The sequence below is a fragment of the Micromonospora sp. A3M-1-15 genome, assembly GCF_024213425.1.
Taxonomy (GTDB): Bacteria; Actinomycetota; Actinomycetes; order Mycobacteriales; family Micromonosporaceae; genus Micromonospora; species Micromonospora chersina.
In genome coordinates, this window is record NZ_JANAVK010000001.1 from 19820 (window position 1) to 38982 (window position 19163).

Consider the following 19163-nt stretch of genomic DNA (forward strand, 5'->3'; position numbering starts at 1 on the left):
CACGATCAGGAACCGCCCAGCCGGGCGTCCCGCGCGGCGGCCATCTTGCTCGGCAGGCCCCAGAGCTGCACGAAGCCCTTGGCGAGGGACTGGTCGAAGGTGTCGCCGGTGTCGTAGGTGGCCATGCCGAAGTCGTAGAGGCTGGCCTCGGAGCGCCGGCCCGTGACGGTGGCCCGGCCGCCGTGCAGGGTGAGCCGCACCTCGCCGGAGACGTGCTGCTGGGCGTCGTCGATGAACGCGTCGAGGGACTTCTTCAGCGGCGAGAACCAGAGGCCGTCGTAGACCAGCTCGCCCCAGCGCTGGTCGACGCCGCGCTTGAACCGGGCCAGGTCCCGCTCGACGGTGACCGCCTCCAGTTCCTGGTGGGCGGCGATCAGGGCGATCGCGCCGGGGGCCTCGTACACCTCGCGGCTCTTGATGCCGACGAGGCGGTCCTCGACCATGTCGAGCCGGCCGACGCCCTGGGCGCCGGCGCGCCGGTTCAGCTCCAGGATCGCCTGGTACGGGGTGACGGTCTCGCCGTCCACGGCGACCGGCACGCCGGCGTCGAAGGTGATGACGACCTCGTCGGCGTCGCGCGGCTCGGCCGGGTCGGCGGTGTACGAGTAGAGGTCCTCGATGGGACCGTTCCAGATGTCCTCCAGGAAGCCGGTCTCCACCGCGCGTCCCCACAGGTTCTGGTCGATGGAGTACGGCGACTTCGCCGACACGTCGATCGGCAGGCCCTTCTCCTCGGCGAAGGCGATCGCCTTGTCCCGGGTCCAGGCGAAGTCCCGGGCCGGCGCGATGATCTTCAGGTCGGGGGCGAGCGCGTTCAGGCCGACCTCGAAGCGGACCTGGTCGTTGCCCTTGCCGGTGCAGCCGTGCGACACGATGGTGCCGCCGTGCTTCTGCGCCGCGGCCACCAGGTGCTTGACGATCAGCGGCCGGGACAGCGCGGAGACCAGCGGGTAGCGGTCCATGTAGAGGGCGTTGGCCCGGATCGCCGGCAGGCAGTACTCGGCGGCGAACTCGTCGCGCGCGTCCACCACCTCGGACTCGACTGCGCCGCAGTCCAGCGCGCGCTGCCGGATGGCGTTCAGGTCCTCGCCGCCCTGCCCGACGTCGACCGCGACCGCGATCACCTCGGCGCCGGTCTGCTCGGCCAGGTAGGGAATGGCGACGGAGGTGTCGAGACCCCCGGAGTACGCCAGGACGACCCGCTCGGTCATGGTGTGGTGCTCCCTTCAACGTTCTCTTCCCGGCGGGCCCACGCGGCGAGCTTCTCGCCCAACGCGGCCCCGCCGACGGCCTCGCGGGCCACGACGAGGATGGTGTCGTCGCCGGCGATGGTGCCGACGATCTCGGACAGGCCCGCTCGGTCCAACGCGCTGGCCAGATAGTGGGCTGCGCCCGGCGGGGTGCGCAGCACGGCGATGTTGCCGCTGGAGTCGACCCCGTTGAGCAGCTCGCGCAGCAGCCGGACGAGGCGGGCCGGCGCGGCCTCGGCCTCGCGCAGCGGCCGGTGGCCGTCCTCGGGGATCAGGTAGACGCCCCGCCCGTCGCCGCCGCGCGCGGTGACCGCCCCGAGTTCCTTGAGGTCCCGGGACAGGGTGGCCTGGGTGACCTGGATGCCGTCACCGGCGAGCAGGTCGGCCAGCTCGGTCTGCGAGTGGATGGCCTTGTCGCGGATCAGCTCGACGATGCGGCCGTGCCGCGCGGCACGGGTCAGCGGGGCGGTCATGATGCCTCCAGGAGAAAGGTCAGCAGCGCCTTCTGGGCGTGCAGGCGATTCTCCGCCTGGTCGAAGACGGCGCTGTGCGGCCCGTCGAGCACCTCGTCGGTGATCTCCTCGCCCCGGTGCGCGGGCAGGCAGTGCAGCACGATGACGCCGGCCGCGGCGTGGCCGAGCAGCGCGTCGTTGACCTGGTACGGCAGGAACGGGGTGATCCGGTCCTGGCCGTCGGACTCCTGGCCCATCGAGGTCCAGGTGTCGGTGGCGACCACGTCGGCGTCGCGGACCGCCTCGACCGGGTCGGTGACGACCCGCACCGACCCGCCGGTGCCGGCGGCGATCTTCTCGGCCCGGGCGACGATCTCGGGATCCGGCTGGAATGCGGCCGGGCCGGCGATCCGCACATGCATCCCGGCGGTCGCCCCGGCCAGCAGGTACGAGTGCGCCATGTTGTTCGCCGCGTCCCCGACGTACGCCAGGGTGCGCCCGGCCGTGGCGCCGAAGTGTTCCCGGACGGTGAGCAGGTCGGCGAGGAGCTGGCAGGGGTGGTAGGTGTCGGTGAGCGCGTTGACCACCGGCACGGTGGCGTGCGCGGCGACCTCGGCGATCCGGTCGTCGCCGTGGGTGCGCAGCACGATCGCGGCGACGTAGCGGGACAGCACCCGGCCGGCGTCGCCGAGGGTCTCCCCCCGGCCGAAGTGGGTGACCTGGGTGTCCACCACGAGCGGGTGCCCGCCCAGCTCGGCGATGCCGGCGTCGAAGGAGATCCGGGTGCGCAGGCTCTGCTTGTCGAAGAGCACCGCCACCGACCTCGGCCCGGCGAGCGGCTTGTGGGCGAACCGGTCGGCCTTCATCCGGGCGGCCAGGTCGAGCACGGCCGCCTGCTCGGCGGGCGAGAGGTCGTCGTCCCGCAGGAAGTGGCGGATCATGCGGGGACCTCCGTGGCGGTGGTGGGGGCGGGCGCCGCGGCGTCCAGGGCGGCGGGCAGCGCGGCGAGGAAGGCGTCGGCCTGCTCGGCGGTGAGGATCAGCGGCGGGGCGAGCCGGACCACGCCCGGCTGCACCGGGTTGACCAGGAACCCGGCCTCGCGCAGCGCGCCGGCCACCGCGCCGGAGACCGGCGCGTCGAGCACGATGCCCAGCAGCAGGCCGGCGCCGCGGACCTCGGTGACGAGCGGGTGGCCGAGCCCCTCGACGCCGCGCCGCAGCCGCTCCCCGATCCGCTTCACGTGGTCGAGCAGCCCCTCGTTGGCAATGGTGGCGACCACGGCGAGCGCGGCGGCGCAACTGACCGGGTTTCCCCCGAACGTGGTGCCGTGCGAGCCGGGCGTGAGCAGTTCGGCGGCCCGCCCGAAGGCCAGGCAGGCGCCGAGCGGCAGCCCCCCGCCGAGCCCCTTGGCCAGGGTGACGACGTCCGGCTCGACGCCCTCGGCCTGGTGGGCGAACCAGTGCCCGGTGCGGCCGACGCCGGTCTGCACCTCGTCGAGCACCAGCAGCGCGCCGTGCGCGGCGGTGATCCGTCGGGCCTCGGCCAGGTAGCCCGGCGGCGGGACGACGACACCGTTCTCGCCCTGGATCGGCTCGACGATCACCATGGCGGTGGCGTCGGTGACCGCCTCGGCCAGGGCGGCGGCGTCGCCGTACGGCACGTGGGTGACCTCGCCGGGCAGCGGGCGGAACGGGTCGGCCTTGGCCGGCTGGCCGGTGAGCGCCAGGGCGCCCATGGTCCGGCCGTGGAAGCCGCCGTGGGTGGCCACCACGTGGGTGCGTCCGGTGAGCCGGGAGAGCTTGAACGCGGCCTCGTTCGCCTCGGCGCCCGAGTTGGCCAGGAACACCCGGCCGGGGCGGCCGGCCAGGGCCAGCAGCAGCTCGGCCAGGGCCACCGGCGGTTCGGCGACGAACAGGTTCGACACGTGCCCGAGGGTGGCGACCTGTCGGGACACGGCGGCCACCACGGCCGGGTGGGCGTGGCCGAGGGCGTTGACCGCGATGCCGCCGAGCAGGTCGACGTACTCCCGGCCGGTCTCGTCGACCACGACGGCGCCGGAGCCGGACACGAGCGCCAGCGGCGGGGTGCCGTAGTTGTCCATCATGGCCGCGGACCAGCGTTTCACAAGGTCACTCATCCGGCGCTCACCATCGTTCCGAACCCTTCCGACGTGAAAACTTCGAGGAGCGTGGAGTGGGCGACCCGGCCGTCGACGACGTGCGCGGCGGGCACTCCCCCGCGCACCGCCCGCAGGCAGGCCTCCATCTTCGGGACCATCCCGGACTCCAGGGACGGCAGCAGCTTCGCCAGGTCGTCGGTGGTGATCTCGCTGACGAGGCTGGCCGTGTCGGGCCAGTCGGCGTAGAGGCCGGGCACGTCGGTGAGGACGACCAGCTTGCGGGCGTCCAGGGCGACGGCGAGCGCGGCGGCGGCCGTGTCGGCGTTGAGGTTGTGCAGCACCCCGTCGACGTCCGGCGCGACAGTGGAGATGACCGGGATCCGGCCGGCCGCGATGAGGTCGGCCACCGCGGAGACGTCCACCGACTCCACGTCGCCGACCTGCCCGACGTCGACCGGCTCCCCGTCCACGTACGCGGGGCGGCGCACCGCCGTGAACAGTCCGGCGTCCTCGCCGGAGAGGCCGACGGCGAACGGGCCGTGCGCGTTGATCAGCCCCACCAGCTCGCGGCCGACCTGCCCCACGAGGACCATCCGGACCACGTCCATGGCCTCGGGCGTGGTGACCCGCAGGCCGCCCTTGAACTCGCTGGCGATGCCGAGCCGGCCGAGCATGGCGGAGATCTGCGGGCCGCCGCCGTGCACGACGACGGGCTTGAGGCCGGCGTACCGGAGGAAGACCATGTCCGCGGCGAACGCCCGCTGGAGTTCGGGGTCGACCATGGCGTTGCCGCCGTACTTGACCACGACGGTGGCCCCGGAGAAGCGGGCCAGCCAGGGCAGGGCCTCGATGAGCGTCTCGGCCTTGGCCTGGGCCCGGGTGAGGTCTGCGGTGAGGCTCATGTCGAGTAGGCCGAGTTCTCGTGCACGTACGCGTGCGACAGGTCGTTGGTCCAGATCGTCGCGGCCGCCTCGCCGGCGTGCAGGTCGATTCGGATGGTGACGTCGCGCCCGGCGAGGTCCACCTTGGCCCGGTCCTCGGCGGCGGCGCCGCCCCGGCACACCCAGATCCCGTTGACCGCGACGTCCACGCCGTCCGGCTCGAACGCGGCGGTGGTGGTGCCCACGGCGGCGAGGATGCGCCCCCAGTTCGGGTCGTTGCCGAACAGCGCGGTCTTCACCAGGTTGTTCCGGGCCACCGAGCGGCCCACCTCGACCGCGTCGTCCTCGTCGGCCGCGCCGACCACGTCGATGGCGATCTGCTTGGTGGCGCCCTCGGCGTCGGCGACGAGCTGCTGGGCCAGGTCGTGGCAGGCGGCGGTCACCGCGGCGGTCAGCTCCGCGTCGCTGGGCTCGATGCCGGAGGCGCCGCTGGCCAGCAGCAGCACCGTGTCGTTTGTGGACATGCAGCCGTCGGAGTCGACCCGGTCGAAGGTGACCCGGGTGGCGGCGCGCAGCGCGGCGTCCAGGGTCTCCGGCCCGGCCACCGCGTCGGTGGTGAGCACGCAGAGCATGGTGGCCATGGCCGGGGCGAGCATCCCGGCGCCCTTGGCCATGCCGCCGACGGTCCAGCCGCTCCCCCGGGCCACGGTGGTCTTGGACCGGGTGTCGGTGGTCATGATCGCCTCGGCGGCCGGGTGGCCGCCGTCGCGGGACAGGCCGCGCACCGCGCCGCGGACGCCCGGGAGGAGCTTGTCCATGGGCAGGCGCTCGCCGATCAGGCCGGTGGAGCAGACCGCCACCTCACCGGCGCCGACCATGAGCCGGGGGCTGCTGGCGGTCAGCACGGCGGCGGTGTGCTCGGCGGTGGCGTGGGTGTCCTGGAAGCCGGCCGGGCCGGTGCAGGCGTTGGCGCCGCCGGAGTTGAGGACCACGGCGCGGACCACGCCGCCGCGGACGACCTGCTGGGTCCAGAGCACCGGCGCGGCCTTGACGCGGTTGGCGGTGAAGACGCCGGCGACCCCGGCGTCGGGGCCGTCGTTGACGACGAGGGCGACGTCGCCGGCGCCGCTGGCCTTGAGGCCGGCGGCCACGCCGGCGGCGCGGAAGCCCCGGGGGGTGGTGACGGTCACTGAGCCGTCCCTTCGCTCGCGACTGCGGGGCTCCGCTTCGCTGCACTCCGCGCGCTCACGGTGCCACTCCAAAAACAGGAAGGCCGGTGGTCTCGGGGAGGCCGAACATCAGGTTGGCGTTCTGCACGGCCTGGCCGGCCGCGCCCTTGCCCAGGTTGTCGATGGCGCTGACCACGACCACCCGGCCGGAGTCGACGTCGACCGTGGCCTGGAGGTGGCAGGAGTTGCCGCCCGCGGTGGCGGCGGTGTGCGGCCAGGCCCCCTCGGGCAGCACGTGCACGAAGGGCTCGTCGGCGTACGCCGCCGCCAGCGCCTCGCGCGGGTCGGCGTCGCCGGTGGGTACGGCCGTGACGGTGGCCAGGATGCCCCGCGGCATGGGCGCCAGGACCGGGGTGAAGGAGAGGCTGGTCGCGCCCGTGGCCTGCTTGATCTCCGGCACGTGCTGGTGGGCGCCGACCTTGTAGGGCGACAGGTCGCCCATCACCTCGCTGCCGAGCAGGTGCGGCTTGGCGGCCCGGCCCGCACCGGAGGTGCCGGAGGCGGCGACCACCACCACGTCGGTGGGGAACACCGCGCCGGCGGCGATCAGCGGGGCGAGCGCCAGGGTGGTAGCGACCGCGTAGCACCCGGTGTTCGCGACCCGGTCGGCCGCGGCGACGGCGGCCCGCTGGCCGGGCAGTTCGGGCAGCCCGTAGGTCCAGGCGCCGGCGTGGTCGCCGCCGTAGTAGCGGGCCCAGGCGTCGGCGTCGCGCAGCCGGTGGTCCGCGCCGAGGTCGACCACCTTGACGGGGCCGGGCAGGGCCGCGGCGAGGGCCGCCGACTGGCCGTGCGGCAGGGCCAGGAAGACCAGGTCCGCGTCGGCCAGGGTGGTCGGGTCGGTCGCCCCGAACACCAGGTCCAGCCCGGCGAGCTGCGGGTGTACGGCGGCGACGGGCCGGCCGGCCGAGGCGTGGGCGGTGGCGGCGACCAGGTCGAACTCGGGGTGCCCGGCGAGCAACCGGAGCAGTTCGCCGCCGGCGTACCCGCTCGCGCCGGCGACCGCGACTCGGATGCCCATACTCACCTCCGCATGACTATGCAGAGAAGATATCAGCCCGGTCGGCGCGACTGCAAGTCTATGCAGTGCTCAGCATGACCAAACATGCATGGTCAGTGCGCCGGCGGCCGCCCCGGCAGTTTCCGGATCTTCCACAGCGCCAGGGCCACCACCGCGACACCGAACCCGGCCCAGATCCCGGCGGCGTACGGGGTGGAGTGGGTCTCCGCCAGCACGCCGAGGAAGGGGCGGGCCAGCGCGATGCCGACGCCGGCCAGGCAGGAGACCAGGCCGAAGATCATGGCGCGGACCGGCCGGGGGCTGACCTCGTTGGTAAACACCTCCAGCAGCGTCATGCCGAGGGCGTATCCGAAGCCCATCACCGGCAGGAACACGAACGGGCCCAGCCGCGCGGCCTGGCTGAGCGCGGCCAGGGCGCCGAGCACCAGAAGGAACGCGCAGGTCAGCGCCGTTCTGCGGTGTCGCATGCCCAGGTGTCCGGCGGCCAGCCCACCCAGCACGGAGGCCGCCGCGAAGGCGGCGTACATCCAGCCGGTGACCTGGGCCGGCAGGCCCAGTTCCAGCGCCAGCGGCTGGAACAGGATCCGCGCGCTCCAGCCGAACAGCAGCAGCAGAGCCCCCAGCCAGACCGCCTGCCGGACGCGAACCTCGGCCATCGCGCCCCGGACCCCCGCCAGCACCGAGGACAGCCGGGCCACCAGCCGCGGCCCGGTGATCTCGGGCAGGGTGAGCGCGAGCAGGAAGGCGCCTGCGGCCAGGGCGGCCGTGACCGCGAACGGCAGCCGCGGGTCCGCCTCGTACAGGTAGCCGGCAGCCAGCAGCGAGAGCAGCACCGACACGTTGCCGGCCGCCCGCGACAGGCCGAACGCCTTCGACGGGTCGATCTCCCGGTCGCCCCGGGTGCAGAGTTCGTACAGGTACGTGCTGGCCGCCCCGGACGTCAGGGCCCAGAGCACTCCCCAGAGGATCCAGGCCGCGAACAACATCCGCACCGAGTGGATCTGAGTGATCAGCACGAACGTGACCACCGAGCCACCGGCCAGTGCCAGGTACGTGCGCCGCCGCCCCAGCAGGTCCGCGAGCGCCCCGACCGGGAACTCGCAGAGGACCGAGACGATCCGGAAGACCCCGTCGGCGAGCACCGCCGTGGTCAGCGGGAACCCGAGATCCAGCAGGTAGATGAGCCAGATCGGAAACCAGAACTGCACCTCGAGCAGGAACTGGGTGACGATGAACGTGCGGATCGGCCGGCTCCGCAGCGCCGCTCTCATGAGCTCTTGTCGCGGCGGAAGAAGAGGTAGAGGGTCACCAGCAACGCCGACACCACCCCGGAGCTGACCAGGATCGCATCCGCCGGCTGCGCCGCGACCCAGTCCACCAGGCCGGACCGCCCCAGGTCGTAGGCCGCCATTTCCGGGTCGCTGGCGATCGACCGCCCGAACTCGGTCAACGCCAGGGCCGTGCCGAGGACCGAGGTCATGGCGATGCCCAGGAGGATGAGGTCGGTGAACATCGCGGACCGGGCCGTCCGCCGGGCGGCCAACTCCGCCAGCCGCCGGGAACAGATTTCGATCTTGTACCGTACCGGCTCCTCCAGGAGCTGGGCGTAGTCCCAGAACTCGAGGATCGCGTCCATCTCGGCCCGGACCGCGCGGGTGAGGTACTTCGACAGGTCCCGGCGCTCGATGATGGCCAGCTCCGCCCGCTGGCTCAGGCTGGTCAACTGCCCCTTGAGCCGCTCCAGCTCCCACCGGGAGCCCGCCGCCGCCGAGTCCGCGAGGATCTGCGACAGCCGGTTGTCGATCCGGTCCAGCACGCCGTAGAAGACCTGGGCGTAGCGCAACGCCTCCCACTGGTCGTGGAACGGGTCGCCGGGCGCCATCCGCCCGCCCACCCGGGTGTGGTCCAGGAAGAGATAGTTCAGCCAGCGGACCAGGTGGTTGACCTCGCCGTCGAGCAGCCGGTCCGCGGGGGCCCGGTCGTCCCCCGGGATCACCACGTCCTTGAGCCAGTGCCGCACCGCCTGCGCGGCGGACGGTTCGCCCGGATCCACGACCAGGCTGCGGGTGACCCACAGCGGCTCGCCGAACTCCGGGGTCACCGGGTCGTGCTCCGGGGTGGCCGCGAGGATGATCCGCTCGTCGGGGTCCGCGCGGCGCAGCAGCGCCAGCACCGGTTGCAGGTACCGCCGCACGGTCTCCCGCGCCACCCGCTCACCCGTCGCCACCGCGCGAGCCTGGAGGTCGTCGAGGCTGCCCGGCACGTCGCCGGCACCCTCGGCGAGCGCCGACGAGACGTCCGCCAGCAACTCCAACAGCAGCAGGCCGTGGTCGTACAGCCGGAAACTGATCTCCGCGATCCCGGGCAGGCCGTCGGACCGTCCGCACAGCGCCGTCGGCAGGTGCTCCGGGCGCAACGTGCCGGCGAGGACGTGCACCGGCCGCTCCACCGCGTGGTCGCTGATCGTCCGATACCGGTTCAGCGTGCTGACCGCCCAAACGTGCGCCAGCACGACCTCCGGGGGCGGGACGGCCTCGTCGCCGCCGGGCGCCAGCCGCGCGACCAGGTCGTCGACCGCGGGTTGCTGCCCGGCCCAGAAGTCGGCGTACCCGGTGGGGTCGCGCAGCGGCGCGCCGGGCACCGCGTAGTAGTCCACCACCACCGGGGCGAGGATCCGGAGCTGGGTCACGACCCCTCCGGCGTGAGCAGCAGGGCCCGGGCGTCGACGTACAGCGCCCGCCCCTGCGCCGGACCGTTCGTGATCTTCACCGGCACCAGGATCCGTTTCGCCGGGGCACGGGCGGCCGGGGTACGGGCGGAGCTGACGAACGCCTCCGGCCAGCTGATCACCCGGGCCCGCGTGCCCCGGGGCGCCAGCAGCAGCACGTCGCCCCTGTCGTCGAGCAGCTCCACCAGCCCGCCGTCGGTGGTGGGCTCCAGTGTCACCTCCTGTGTCGCCGACGGCTCCAGCTCGGCGACGATCTCCTCGTAGTCCCTGCTCCGGCGCATCTGTGCCAGCTCCGCGTTGAACTCCCGCATCACGGTGGCGGCCTCACGGGTCTTCGGCATCATGAAGTACAGGCCCTCGACCGAGTGCACCAGCGGGTCGTCGCCGCGCAGGTGGCCGAAGTCCCCCGCGTCGGCGGCCAGGGAGGGATCGGCCAGCGCCGCCTGCCCGGACAGCAGCCCCTCGGCGAGCACGTCGATCTTGCCGTCGGCCAGCGCCTGGAAGCCCTGCACCGTCGAGTCGAACTCCACCAGCCCGGTCACCGCGGAATCCAGCTCGTCCCAGTAGTCGTAGCCGGCGATGCCGCCCACCCGCAGTCTCGACAGGTCGGTGGCGGAGGAGATCCGCGGCTCGCCCTCGCGGCGGTCGTAGAACAGGACGTACTCGAAGTCGATGAGCCGGTCGGAGAGCAGGAAGCGGTCGCGTCGCGACTGGCTGCCCACCAGGGGGAACATGCCGATGGAGGCGCCGGAACCGAGCTGGTCCTCGGTCAGGGCCCACGACGACGCGTACCGGACCTCGGGCCGGTAGCCGGACCTGCTGAGGACCTCGACGACCAGCTCGGTCATCGGACCTCCGTGCGGCAGGTCCGGACCGACGAACGGCGCCCAGTCTCCACTGGAGATCACCACCGGCCGGGGCGGCGACGTGGGCGAGGAACGCACCCCGACCGCCACGATCGCCGCGGCGACCAGCACCGTCGCGACCAGCGCCACCACCGGTCCCCAGGTACGCAGCCGTCGGAGCACTGTGGACACCTGGCGCGGATTCCGGGTCACACTGGGTTCCCATCCGGAGAGAGTGGACGAGGCGTTGTTGGCGGCACCGCGTGTCGCCCCGTGTCTGAGGAACCCGTAGCGTACAAGATCCGGTCATCCGGTCCCGGTGCGCGAGATCCCCGCCGACCGACCCGTCCGCCGCCAGTTCATGCACCGCATCGCCTGGGCATGAGGGCAGGACGAAGATCACCGCGCCGGAGACGCCGACGGCCCGCGTCGCGGAGAGCGACACGGGCCGTGCGGGGACGAACGGCGGACGTCAGAGGCGGCCCTCCTCGACCGCCCGGGTCACCCACGGGATGACCTCGTCGAGCATCGCGTCCAGCGAGGTGGTGGCGGTGAAGCCGAGCACCTCGCGGGCCTTGGTCACGTCCGGCACCCGCTTCTGCACGTCGTACTGGAAGGGTTCGTCGGAGACGTGCCGGAATGGCACGTCCGGGCCCTTGATCTTGCGCCAGATGAGCTCGGCCAACTCCAGCACGCTTGTCGACTCGGCGGTGGAGAGGTTGAAGTCCTCGTTGTGGGCCGCCGGATGCTCGATCGCGGTGGCGATGCCCCGGGCCAGGTCCCCGCCGTAGGTGTAGTGCCGCACCTGGCCGCCCTCGCCGAGGATGTGCAGCGGGTCCTGCCCCTTGACGATCTTCTGCACCAGGTCGGGCACCACGTGCGACATGGCCAGCTTGACGTTGCCGGAGAGCACCTCGACCTGGCCGAGCGCGCGCCCCTCCCCCACGCCGACGCAGTTGAACGGCCGCACGATCGTGTACGGCAGCCGGTACTGCTCCCAGGCGGCCCGGGCGTAGTACTCCACGGCCAGCTTCTGGAACCCGTACGACGACAGTGGCGGTGGGATGCGCCGCTCGTCGCCCTCCCTGCTCGGCCAGTGCTCGGTGGACTCGAAGACCATCGAGGAGGAGAGGTAGGTGACCTTCGCCAGCCGGCCGTCCCGATGTGCACGGATGGCCGCGTCGCAGGTGGCCGCCATGATCCGCTCGTTGGTCGCGAGCAGGTCGTAGGCGTACGCGTGGAAGTAGGAGATGCCGCCGATCATCGCCGCACCCGCGACCAGGTGGTCACAGCCGTCCAGCAGCGTGGTCAGCAGGTCTGCGTCCCGCGCGTCGCCCTCGACGAACCGGAACCGCGGGTGGTCGTCGTAGCTGTGCGTGACCGGGCCGTACTTGGAGAAGTTGTCGATCCCGACGACCTCGTGGCCCCGGCCCAGCAACTCCTGCACCAGGTAGCCGCCGATGAAGCCGGCCGAGCCAGTTACCAGGACTTTCGCCACGTGCGCTCCTATGCGGTCTTCTCGTACTCGGTGCTGTCGTGCGGTGCGCGCGGCGGCGGCGCCGGAACCGACCGCGAGCCGGCCGCCCGGGCCGCCAGCGTCTCCCGGTTCAGTCGTCGACCGTAGGCGAAGAAGTACCAGCGCAGGTAACCGGGGAGGAACCGACCCAGGTCGAAGTGGGACTCCCCGAGCGGCCGATCCAACCAGATCGTGGGTATCTCGGCGACCGGCAGGCGCAGCCGGTTGGCCTTGGCGGTCAACTCGAGCCCGATCTCGAAGCCGGTCCGCGACTCGATGCCCACCTCGCGGACGAACGCGGTGTCATACGCCTTGAAACTGTTGGTGGCGTCCCGGGTACCGACCCGGGCGAACGTGTACAGGCTGCGCCCCGCCCAGCGGGACATCATCCGCTTCAGCCGCGGCCCGCCCACCTGCTGGCCGCCCGGCATGTAGCGGGACGCGGCCGCGACCACCACGCCGCGGTCCACCAGCCGGGCCAGCTCGTCGATCTGGCGCGGGTCGTCACAGCCGTCGGCCATCGTCACCACCACGACCGGGGCGAGCGCCGCGTCGATGCCGAACCGGATGGCGTTCGCCGGGCCCCGGCCGTAGGTGTTGAGCACCGCCCGCACCCTCGGGTCGGTGCGGGCGACCTGTTCCACGTACGGGACGGTGGTGTCCTCCGGCATGTCGTGCACGATCAGCACCTCGGCCGGCAGCAGCATCTCCCGCAGCATGCGCTCCAGGCAGCGCAGGATCGCCTCGCCCTCGTTGTAGACCGGCACGATCACCGACACCCGCGGCGTCATACCCGCACCCCGGTTCCGGTCAGGCCCCACATGTCGATGACCGGCAGGTCGGTCTCCAGCCGGGCGTACTGCTCGTGCGGAGCGGCGATCACCAGCAGGTCCGCGCGGCGCAGCACCTCGTCCAGGTCGACGAGACGGTCGTCGGCGACGTACGGGTCGGTGCAGAGCGTCTCACGGGTCTTCAACGCGAGGATCTTGCGCAGCTTGTACGCGAGACTCTCCCGCGGATCGTCGCTGCCGCCCTTGAACGCCATCCCGAGGATGCCCACCGTCAGATCCGCAAGATCGAACCGGTCTTCGAGGCGGGACACCAGGTAGAGGGGCAGCCCCTCGTTGATCAGCATCGCGGAGTGGCCGAGCACGAAGTTGTTCCGGTTGAACGCGGCCAGCTGCATGGTGTCCTTGAACAGGCAGGGGCCGGCGGCGAAACCGGGCATCGGCAGATCGGCGGCCCGCGGGTAGTCGTGCGCGACCGCGTGCCGGATGCGGGCGAAGTCGAGCCCGAAGTCGTTGGCCATCATCCAGAACTGGTTCGCGGTGGCGAACTTGATGTACCGCCAGGTGTTGGTGAACAGCTTCGCCAGCTCGGCCTCCTCCGGCTCGAGCGGCACGATCTCCTCGGTCAGGTGCCGGAAGAGCTTCTCCGCCCGGTCGAGGGCGTGCGGCGTACGGGCGGCGACGATCTGCGGCAGCGTGAACAGCTCCGTCATCGCCCGACCCTCGGCGATCCGCTCCGGGCAGAACGCCACGTCGGCCCGGATGCCCTTGCCGACCAGGAGCTTCTCCGTCAGCGCCGTCACCCCCGGGTAGACGGTGCTGCGCAGCACCACCAGCTGCCCGTCGCGCAGGTGCTCGGCGCAGCGCTCGAGCGCCCGGGGCACCGCACCCAGGTCCGGGTTCAGGTGCTCGTCGACAGGAGTGCCGACGACCACGACCAGGTGCTCGGAGGCGCCGACGCTGACCGGGTCGGTGCTGGCCCGCAGCCGGCCGGCGGCCACCGCCTCGGCGAGCGGCTCGGCGGCGTCCGGCTCGGCGAAGGGCAGGATGCCGGCGTTCACCGTGGCCACCGCGTCGGCGTTGATGTCGTACAGCACGACGGACAGGCCGCGGGAGGCGAATGCGATGCCCAGCGGCAGACCTACCCGACCGCAGCCGCCGACGATGCACACGTCGATGGAGATGGGCGGCGGAGCCGGATCCTCGGACATGGCTGGACTCCCGTGGGGTGGCGGGGGTGTGATCCCGGCGATGGCCGGAATCCAAGCAGGTTAACCGCTCACAAGTGACCCGTGGGTAGCCGAAGATGCCGTCGCCGCTGACCTTTCGGACGATCCTTGACGCTCCGCGACATCCCGATCACCGCGGGCGAGCGACGAATTGACAGCCGCCCATGGACGGCGGCGCGCTGGCCGCGCCGAACGACCTGGTGGTCGGCCCGATCGCCCGGACCCTTCGCGCCGACCAACCGCTACTCGCGCACCGTGCGGTCGGGGGCACCCCGAGCACGCTGGGCGTCGGCGGCTCCTCCCGGATCACGCTGCCCTGCACCGGCTGAGCACGCGAACGGGCCCCGCCCGCGGTGGGCGGGGCCCGTCCGGTGCGCTCAGGCGCCGCGCAGGGTGGCGCCGAAGCGTTCCGCGGCCCGGGCAACCGCCGCGTCCCGGGCGGCCACCGCCTCCTCGCCCGCGAGGGTCCGGTCCGGTGCCCGGAACGTCAGCTTGTACGCCAGCGACCGGCGGCCCGCGCCGAGCTGCTCGGACGCGTACACGTCGAAGAGCCGGACGTCCTCCAGCAGCGGGCCGGCGCCCTCGACGAGGGCCCGCTCCACCTCGGCGGCCGGGACCGACTCGTCCACCACCAGCGCCACGTCGATGAGGGCGGGCGGGAAGGTGGAGACGGCCGGGCCGGCCACCACCGGCGCGGCGGGCAGTGCGTCCAGGTTCAGCTCCATGGCGCTGGTCCGCCGGGGCAGCTCCAGCGTCGCCACCACGGTCGGGTGCAGCTCACCGGCGTGCCCGACGACCGTGTCGTCCACCAGCAGCTCGGCGCAGCGGCCGGGGTGCCAGGGGGCGCGCTCGGCGGCCCGGACGGTGACCCGGTCGGCCGGGATGCCGGCGGCGGCCAGCACCGTCCGGCCGGCCTCGACGGCGTCCGCCCAGCCGGCCGCGCGTCCCGCGCCCCACCAGCCGGCCGGATCCAGCTCGCCGGTGAGCGCCACGGCGACGTGCCGCGGCTGGTCCGGCACCACCGCGTCGGCGCGGGCGAACTCCTCGTCGGTCGGGCGCCGGTCCACGCCCATGGCGGGCGGCGCGCCGGCGCCCGGACGGGGGTGGAACACCGTGCCGATCTCGTAGATCGCCACGTCCCGCTGGCCCCGGCCGACGTTGCGCTTGAGGATGCCGAGCAGCGGGCCGAGCAGCGTGGTGCGCAGCAGCGGCTCCTCCTCGGACAGCGGGTTGGCCACCCGCACCGCGGGGCGGCGCGGGTCGTCGGCCGGCAGGCCGAGCTGGTCGGCCAGCTCCGGAGCCACGAACGGGTGCGCCAGGACCTCGACGTACCCGCGCTCGGCGAGCGACCGGGCGACCGACCGGCGGCGCTGCTGCGGCGCGGTGAGGCCGCGGCCGGGGGGCGCGGTGGGCAGCACCGACGGCACCCGGTCGTAGCCGTCGAGGCGGACCACCTCCTCGACCAGGTCGGCCGGGTCGGTGAGGTCGGGCCGCCAGCTCGGCGGGGTCACGCTCAGCACGTCACCGCCGGCCGCGGCGGTGGCACCGGTCTCGCCCGGGTCCTCGCCGAGCCGGTCGGCGCCCCGGGTGACCGTGCAGCCGACCCGCTCCAGCAGCTCCACCACCCGCTCCGTCGGGTACGCCACGCCGACCCGGCGCGTCGGCAGGTCCGCCGGCAGGGTCACCGGGGTGCGCGGCCGGACGTGGTCGAGGTCGAGGACCTCGGCGCCGACCGTGCCGCCCGCGTGCTCGGTGAGCAGCCGGACCGCCTTCTCCAGCGCCACCAGCGGCAGCGCCGGGTCGACGCCCCGCTCCCAGCGCTTGGCCGCCTCGCTGAACAGCTTGTGCCGCCGGGCGGTGCGGCCCACCATGGCCGGGTCCCAGTGCGCCGCCTCGAAGAGCACGTCGGTGGTGGAGGCGACGACCTCGCTGGTCTCGCCGCCCATCACCGCGGCGAGCGAGATGGGGCCCGTGTCGTCGCAGATCACCATGTCCTCGGCGACCAGCGTGCGGGTGACGCCGTCCAGCGTGGTCAGCTTCTCGCCCGCCTCGGCCCGGCGGACCACCAGCGGTCCGCTGATCCGGTCGGCGTCGAAGGCGTGCATCGGCTGGCCGAGTTCGAGCATCAGGTAGTTGGTGATGTCGACCGGCAGCGAGATGCTGCGGACGCCGGCCACGGTGAGCCGCCGGGACATCCAGCCGGGGGTCTGCGCGGTCGGGTCGACGCCGCGGACCATCCGGGCGGCGAACCGGTCGCAGCCCACGGTGTCGCGCACCTCGACGGGGTACGCCGGCTCGGCGGTCGCGCCCGGGGCCGGCAGGTCGGCCGGGTCGCGGAACGGCACACCGAGGGCGTGCGACAGCTCGCGGGCGAGGCCCCGCACGCTGAGCGCGTACCCGCGGTCCGGGGTGATCTCCAGCTCGACCACGACGTCGTCGAGGCCGACCACCGGGCGCGCGTCGTCGCCGGGCTTGGCAGGGGTGTCCTCGGGCAGCACGATGATGCCCGAGTGGTCGTCGCCCAGGCCCAGCTCCTTGGCGGAGCAGATCATGCCGTTCGAGTTGCGCCCGTACGTCTTGCGCGCGCCGATGTGGAAGTCGCCGGGCAGCACGCCGCCGGGGAGGATCACCACGACCAGGTCGCCCTGCGCGAAGTTGCGCGCCCCGCAGACGATCTCCTGCGGCTCGCCGGTGCCGTTGGCGGCGCCGACGTCCACCCGGCAGAACCGGATCGGCTTCTTGAAGCCGGTCAGCTCCTCGATCTCCAGCACCTCACCGACCACCAGCGGGCCGGTGACGGTCTCCCGCAGGTCCACCACGGAGTCGACCTCGATGCCGAGGTCGACAAGCGCCTGCTCCAGGTCGCCGGTGGGCAGGTCGGCCGGGAGGTCGACGTGCTCCCGCAGCCAACTGACAGAAACTCGCATGACTGTTAAACCACCGTCTCCGTAACTCGTGCCCGCACCGTCAGACCCCGAACGCGCGGGTGAACCGCACGTCGCCCTCGGCCATGTCCCGCATGTCGCTGACCCCGTGCCGGAACATCACGGTCCGGTCGATGCCCATGCCGAAGGCGAATCCGGAGTAGACCTCCGGGTCGATGCCGCAGGCGCGCAGCACCCGCGGGTTCACCATGCCGCAGCCGCCCCACTCGACCCACTGCGGACCGTCCCGGTGCTCCGGGAACCACACGTCGAACTCGGCGGACGGCTCGGTGAACGGGAAGTAGTGCGGCCGGAACCGGGTCTTCGCGCCCTCGCCGAACATGGCCCGGGCGAAGTGGTCGAGCGTGCCGCGCAGGTGCGCCATGGTGATGCCCTTGTCGACCACGAGGCCCTCGACCTGGTGGAAGACCGGGGCGTGGGTGGCGTCCAGCTCGTCGGTGCGGTAGACCCGGCCGGGCACCACCACGTAGATGGGCGGCTTGCGGGTCAGCATGGTGCGCGCCTGCACCGGCGAGGTGTGGGTGCGAAGAACAAGGCCCGAGCTCTCCGCACCGGCCGGGGGTGCGATGTGGAAGGTGTCCATGAGGCCGCGCGCCGGGTGGTCGGCGGGGATGTTCAGCGCGTCGAAGTTGGTCCACTCCAGCTCGACCTCGGGGCCCTCGGCCACCTCGTAGCCCATCCCGATGAACAGGTCGCTGATCTGCTCCATGAGGGTGCTCAGCGGGTGGCGGGCGCCGCGCGGCCGCCGGGCGTAGGGCAGGGTCACGTCGACCCGCTCCTCGACCAGCACCCGCTCGGCCTGCTCGCGCTCCAGGATCTCCTGCCGGGCCGCGTACGCGGTCTCGATGGCACGGCGGGCCTCGTTGACCCGCTTGCCGGCGTCGGACTTGGCGGCCGGCGGCAGCGCGCCGATCTCCCGGCGCGCGAGCGACACCGGGGACCGGTCCCCGAGGTGCGCGGGGCGCAGCGCGGTCAGCGCGTCCGGGTCGGCGGCCGCGGCGAACGCCTTCTCGGCGTCGGCCACGGCCGCGGCCAGGGCGTCCGGGTCGAGCAGGGCGACCTGCTTCGGGTCGTACGGATCGTTGCGGTAGCTCATGGCGTACGGGCACTCCCTCACGGCGGCGCCGGCCCTCACGGGCGGCTAGGCGAGTCTACGGACGCGCGGCTTCGCCGCAGCCCGCCGGTGGGAGTTTCGCGCAGGAGGAAGGGTCAGGCCCGCCGCCCGCCGACACCGGCGGGCTGGCTAAACGAACGCCGTGGCGCGTTCATCATCCGGCTGACTCCCCTGCTGTGTGTCCACGCGGACCCGCGGGTCGGCGCAGAGCTCTGGCTGAAGCGTACAGGCAGACGGCCGCGGCCGCAGCCAGGTTCAGGCTCTCGGCGCGCCCGTGCAGCGGCACCCGCACCCGGGCGTCGGCCGCGGCGGTCAGCTCCTCGGGCAGCCCGTGCGCCTCCGAACCGAAGAGCCAGGCGGTCGGGGCGGCGAGCCGGCCGGCGTCGGCGAGGTCGTCGAGGTCGCTGTCGCCGTACCCCGTCGTGGCCAGGACGGTGAGCCCGGCGGCCCGCAGCGCGGCGACCACGGCGACCGGCCCGGTGGCGCGGACCACGTCGACGTGGAACAGGCTGCCGGCGGAGGCCCGCACGCACTTGCCGTTGTAGGGGTCGACGGCGTCGCCGGCGAAGATCACCGCGCCGGCGCCGGCCGCGTCGGCGGTGCGCAGCACGGTCCCGGCGTTGCCCGGGTCGCGGATCTCGGCGAGCACCGCGACCAGGCGCGGTCCGCGCGCCAGGGCGGAATCCAGGGGTACGTCGAGGTGCCGGCAGACGGCGACCAGCCCCTGCGGGGCGACGGTCTCGGCGAGCGCGGCGAGGGCCTCGTCGGTGACCTCGGAGACCGGCACGTCGGCGCGGGCCGCCTGCGCCGCGAGGTCGGCGTGCCGGTCCAGGGCGGCCGGGGTGCCGAACAGCTCGACCACGGTGCCGGCGCGGGCCAGCGCCTCGCGGACGGCCTGCGGTCCCTCGGCCAGGAACCGGCCGGTGGCCTCCCGGTCCCGCCGGCGCTGGAGCCGGCGGGCGGCGACCACCCGCGGGGTACGCGGGGTGAACGGGCCGGGGACAGCGTCGAGGCGCCTCCCGTGCGGTGCTGTCGGCATGGGAGACGCC

Annotated in this window: 17 protein-coding genes; 1 reads left to right on the top strand and 16 read right to left on the bottom strand. The window is 73.3% G+C overall.

The annotated features are described in order from the left end of the window. Positions 1-5 precede the first annotated feature (5 nt). The 13 genes from NLX85_RS00115 to NLX85_RS00175 form a co-directional block, all read right to left on the bottom strand. Positions 6-1211 (bottom strand): argininosuccinate synthase, encoded by a 1206-nt coding sequence (locus NLX85_RS00115; protein WP_254330986.1) that lies wholly within the window; start codon positions 1209-1211, stop codon positions 6-8. Continuing rightward, positions 1208-1723 carry an arginine repressor gene (locus tag NLX85_RS00120; protein WP_254330987.1) on the bottom strand — a complete coding sequence of 172 codons (516 nt, stop codon included), beginning with the start codon at positions 1721-1723 and terminating at the stop codon, positions 1208-1210. The genes NLX85_RS00115 and NLX85_RS00120 overlap by 4 nt, the downstream gene beginning before the upstream one ends. After that, entirely contained in the window at positions 1720-2643 is a 924-nt protein-coding gene (gene argF, locus NLX85_RS00125) for an ornithine carbamoyltransferase (RefSeq protein WP_254330988.1), read from the bottom strand. The genes NLX85_RS00120 and argF overlap by 4 nt, the downstream gene beginning before the upstream one ends. Then, positions 2640-3839 carry an acetylornithine transaminase gene (locus tag NLX85_RS00130; RefSeq protein WP_254330989.1) on the bottom strand — a complete coding sequence of 400 codons (1200 nt, stop codon included), beginning with the start codon at positions 3837-3839 and terminating at the stop codon, positions 2640-2642. The genes argF and NLX85_RS00130 overlap by 4 nt, the downstream gene beginning before the upstream one ends. Continuing rightward, positions 3836-4723, bottom strand: a complete 888-nt coding sequence (gene argB / locus NLX85_RS00135; protein ID WP_254330990.1) for an acetylglutamate kinase — start codon at positions 4721-4723, stop codon at positions 3836-3838. Before argB ends, NLX85_RS00130 begins: the two co-directional genes overlap by 4 nt. Continuing rightward, complete coding sequence (gene argJ / locus NLX85_RS00140) at positions 4720-5892, bottom strand: bifunctional glutamate N-acetyltransferase/amino-acid acetyltransferase ArgJ (RefSeq protein WP_254330991.1); 1173 nt, start codon at positions 5890-5892, stop codon at positions 4720-4722. Before argJ ends, argB begins: the two co-directional genes overlap by 4 nt. Positions 5893-5947: 55 nt before the next feature. After that, complete coding sequence (gene argC / locus NLX85_RS00145) at positions 5948-6949, bottom strand: N-acetyl-gamma-glutamyl-phosphate reductase (RefSeq protein WP_254330992.1); 1002 nt, start codon at positions 6947-6949, stop codon at positions 5948-5950. A 92-nt stretch (positions 6950-7041) separates the two neighbouring features. After that, positions 7042-8220: an MFS transporter gene (locus tag NLX85_RS00150; RefSeq protein WP_254330993.1), complete on the bottom strand. Its 1179-nt coding sequence runs from the start codon at positions 8218-8220 to the stop codon at positions 7042-7044. After that, positions 8217-9638 carry a hypothetical protein gene (locus NLX85_RS00155; RefSeq protein WP_254330994.1) on the bottom strand — a complete coding sequence of 474 codons (1422 nt, stop codon included), beginning with the start codon at positions 9636-9638 and terminating at the stop codon, positions 8217-8219. Before NLX85_RS00155 ends, NLX85_RS00150 begins: the two co-directional genes overlap by 4 nt. Beyond that, the gene (locus NLX85_RS00160) at positions 9635-10705 is read right to left on the bottom strand and encodes an ABC transporter substrate-binding protein (protein ID WP_254330995.1); all 1071 of its coding nucleotides are present in this window, start codon (positions 10703-10705) and stop codon (positions 9635-9637) included. Before NLX85_RS00160 ends, NLX85_RS00155 begins: the two co-directional genes overlap by 4 nt. Before the next feature lie 289 nt (positions 10706-10994). Then, complete coding sequence (locus NLX85_RS00165; RefSeq protein WP_254330996.1) at positions 10995-12020, bottom strand: NAD(P)-dependent oxidoreductase; 1026 nt, start codon at positions 12018-12020, stop codon at positions 10995-10997. 8 nt (positions 12021-12028) lie between these two features. Beyond that, a complete protein-coding gene (locus tag NLX85_RS00170; RefSeq protein WP_254330997.1) occupies positions 12029-12829 on the bottom strand; it encodes a glycosyltransferase family 2 protein in 801 nt (266 codons plus the stop codon). Next, positions 12826-14037: a nucleotide sugar dehydrogenase gene (locus NLX85_RS00175; protein WP_254330998.1), complete on the bottom strand. Its 1212-nt coding sequence runs from the start codon at positions 14035-14037 to the stop codon at positions 12826-12828. Before NLX85_RS00175 ends, NLX85_RS00170 begins: the two co-directional genes overlap by 4 nt. 182 nt (positions 14038-14219) lie before the next feature. Between NLX85_RS00175 and NLX85_RS00180 the strand changes: the two genes are divergently transcribed. Continuing rightward, on the top strand, positions 14220-14384 hold the full coding sequence (locus NLX85_RS00180; RefSeq protein WP_254330999.1) for a hypothetical protein: 165 nt from the start codon (positions 14220-14222) through the stop codon (positions 14382-14384). A 48-nt stretch (positions 14385-14432) separates the two neighbouring features. Here NLX85_RS00180 and pheT read toward each other — a convergent pair whose 3' ends face one another. The 3 genes from pheT to NLX85_RS00195 form a co-directional block, all read right to left on the bottom strand. Beyond that, on the bottom strand, positions 14433-16982 hold the full coding sequence (gene pheT, locus NLX85_RS00185) for a phenylalanine--tRNA ligase subunit beta (RefSeq protein ID WP_254331000.1): 2550 nt from the start codon (positions 16980-16982) through the stop codon (positions 14433-14435). 40 nt (positions 16983-17022) lie between these two features. Next, a complete protein-coding gene (gene pheS, locus NLX85_RS00190; protein WP_254333525.1) occupies positions 17023-18096 on the bottom strand; it encodes a phenylalanine--tRNA ligase subunit alpha in 1074 nt (357 codons plus the stop codon). A 172-nt stretch (positions 18097-18268) separates the two neighbouring features. Continuing rightward, positions 18269-19153, bottom strand: coding sequence for an RNA methyltransferase (locus NLX85_RS00195; protein ID WP_254331001.1), 885 nt, complete (start codon positions 19151-19153; stop codon positions 18269-18271). Positions 19154-19163: the final 10 nt, after the last annotated feature.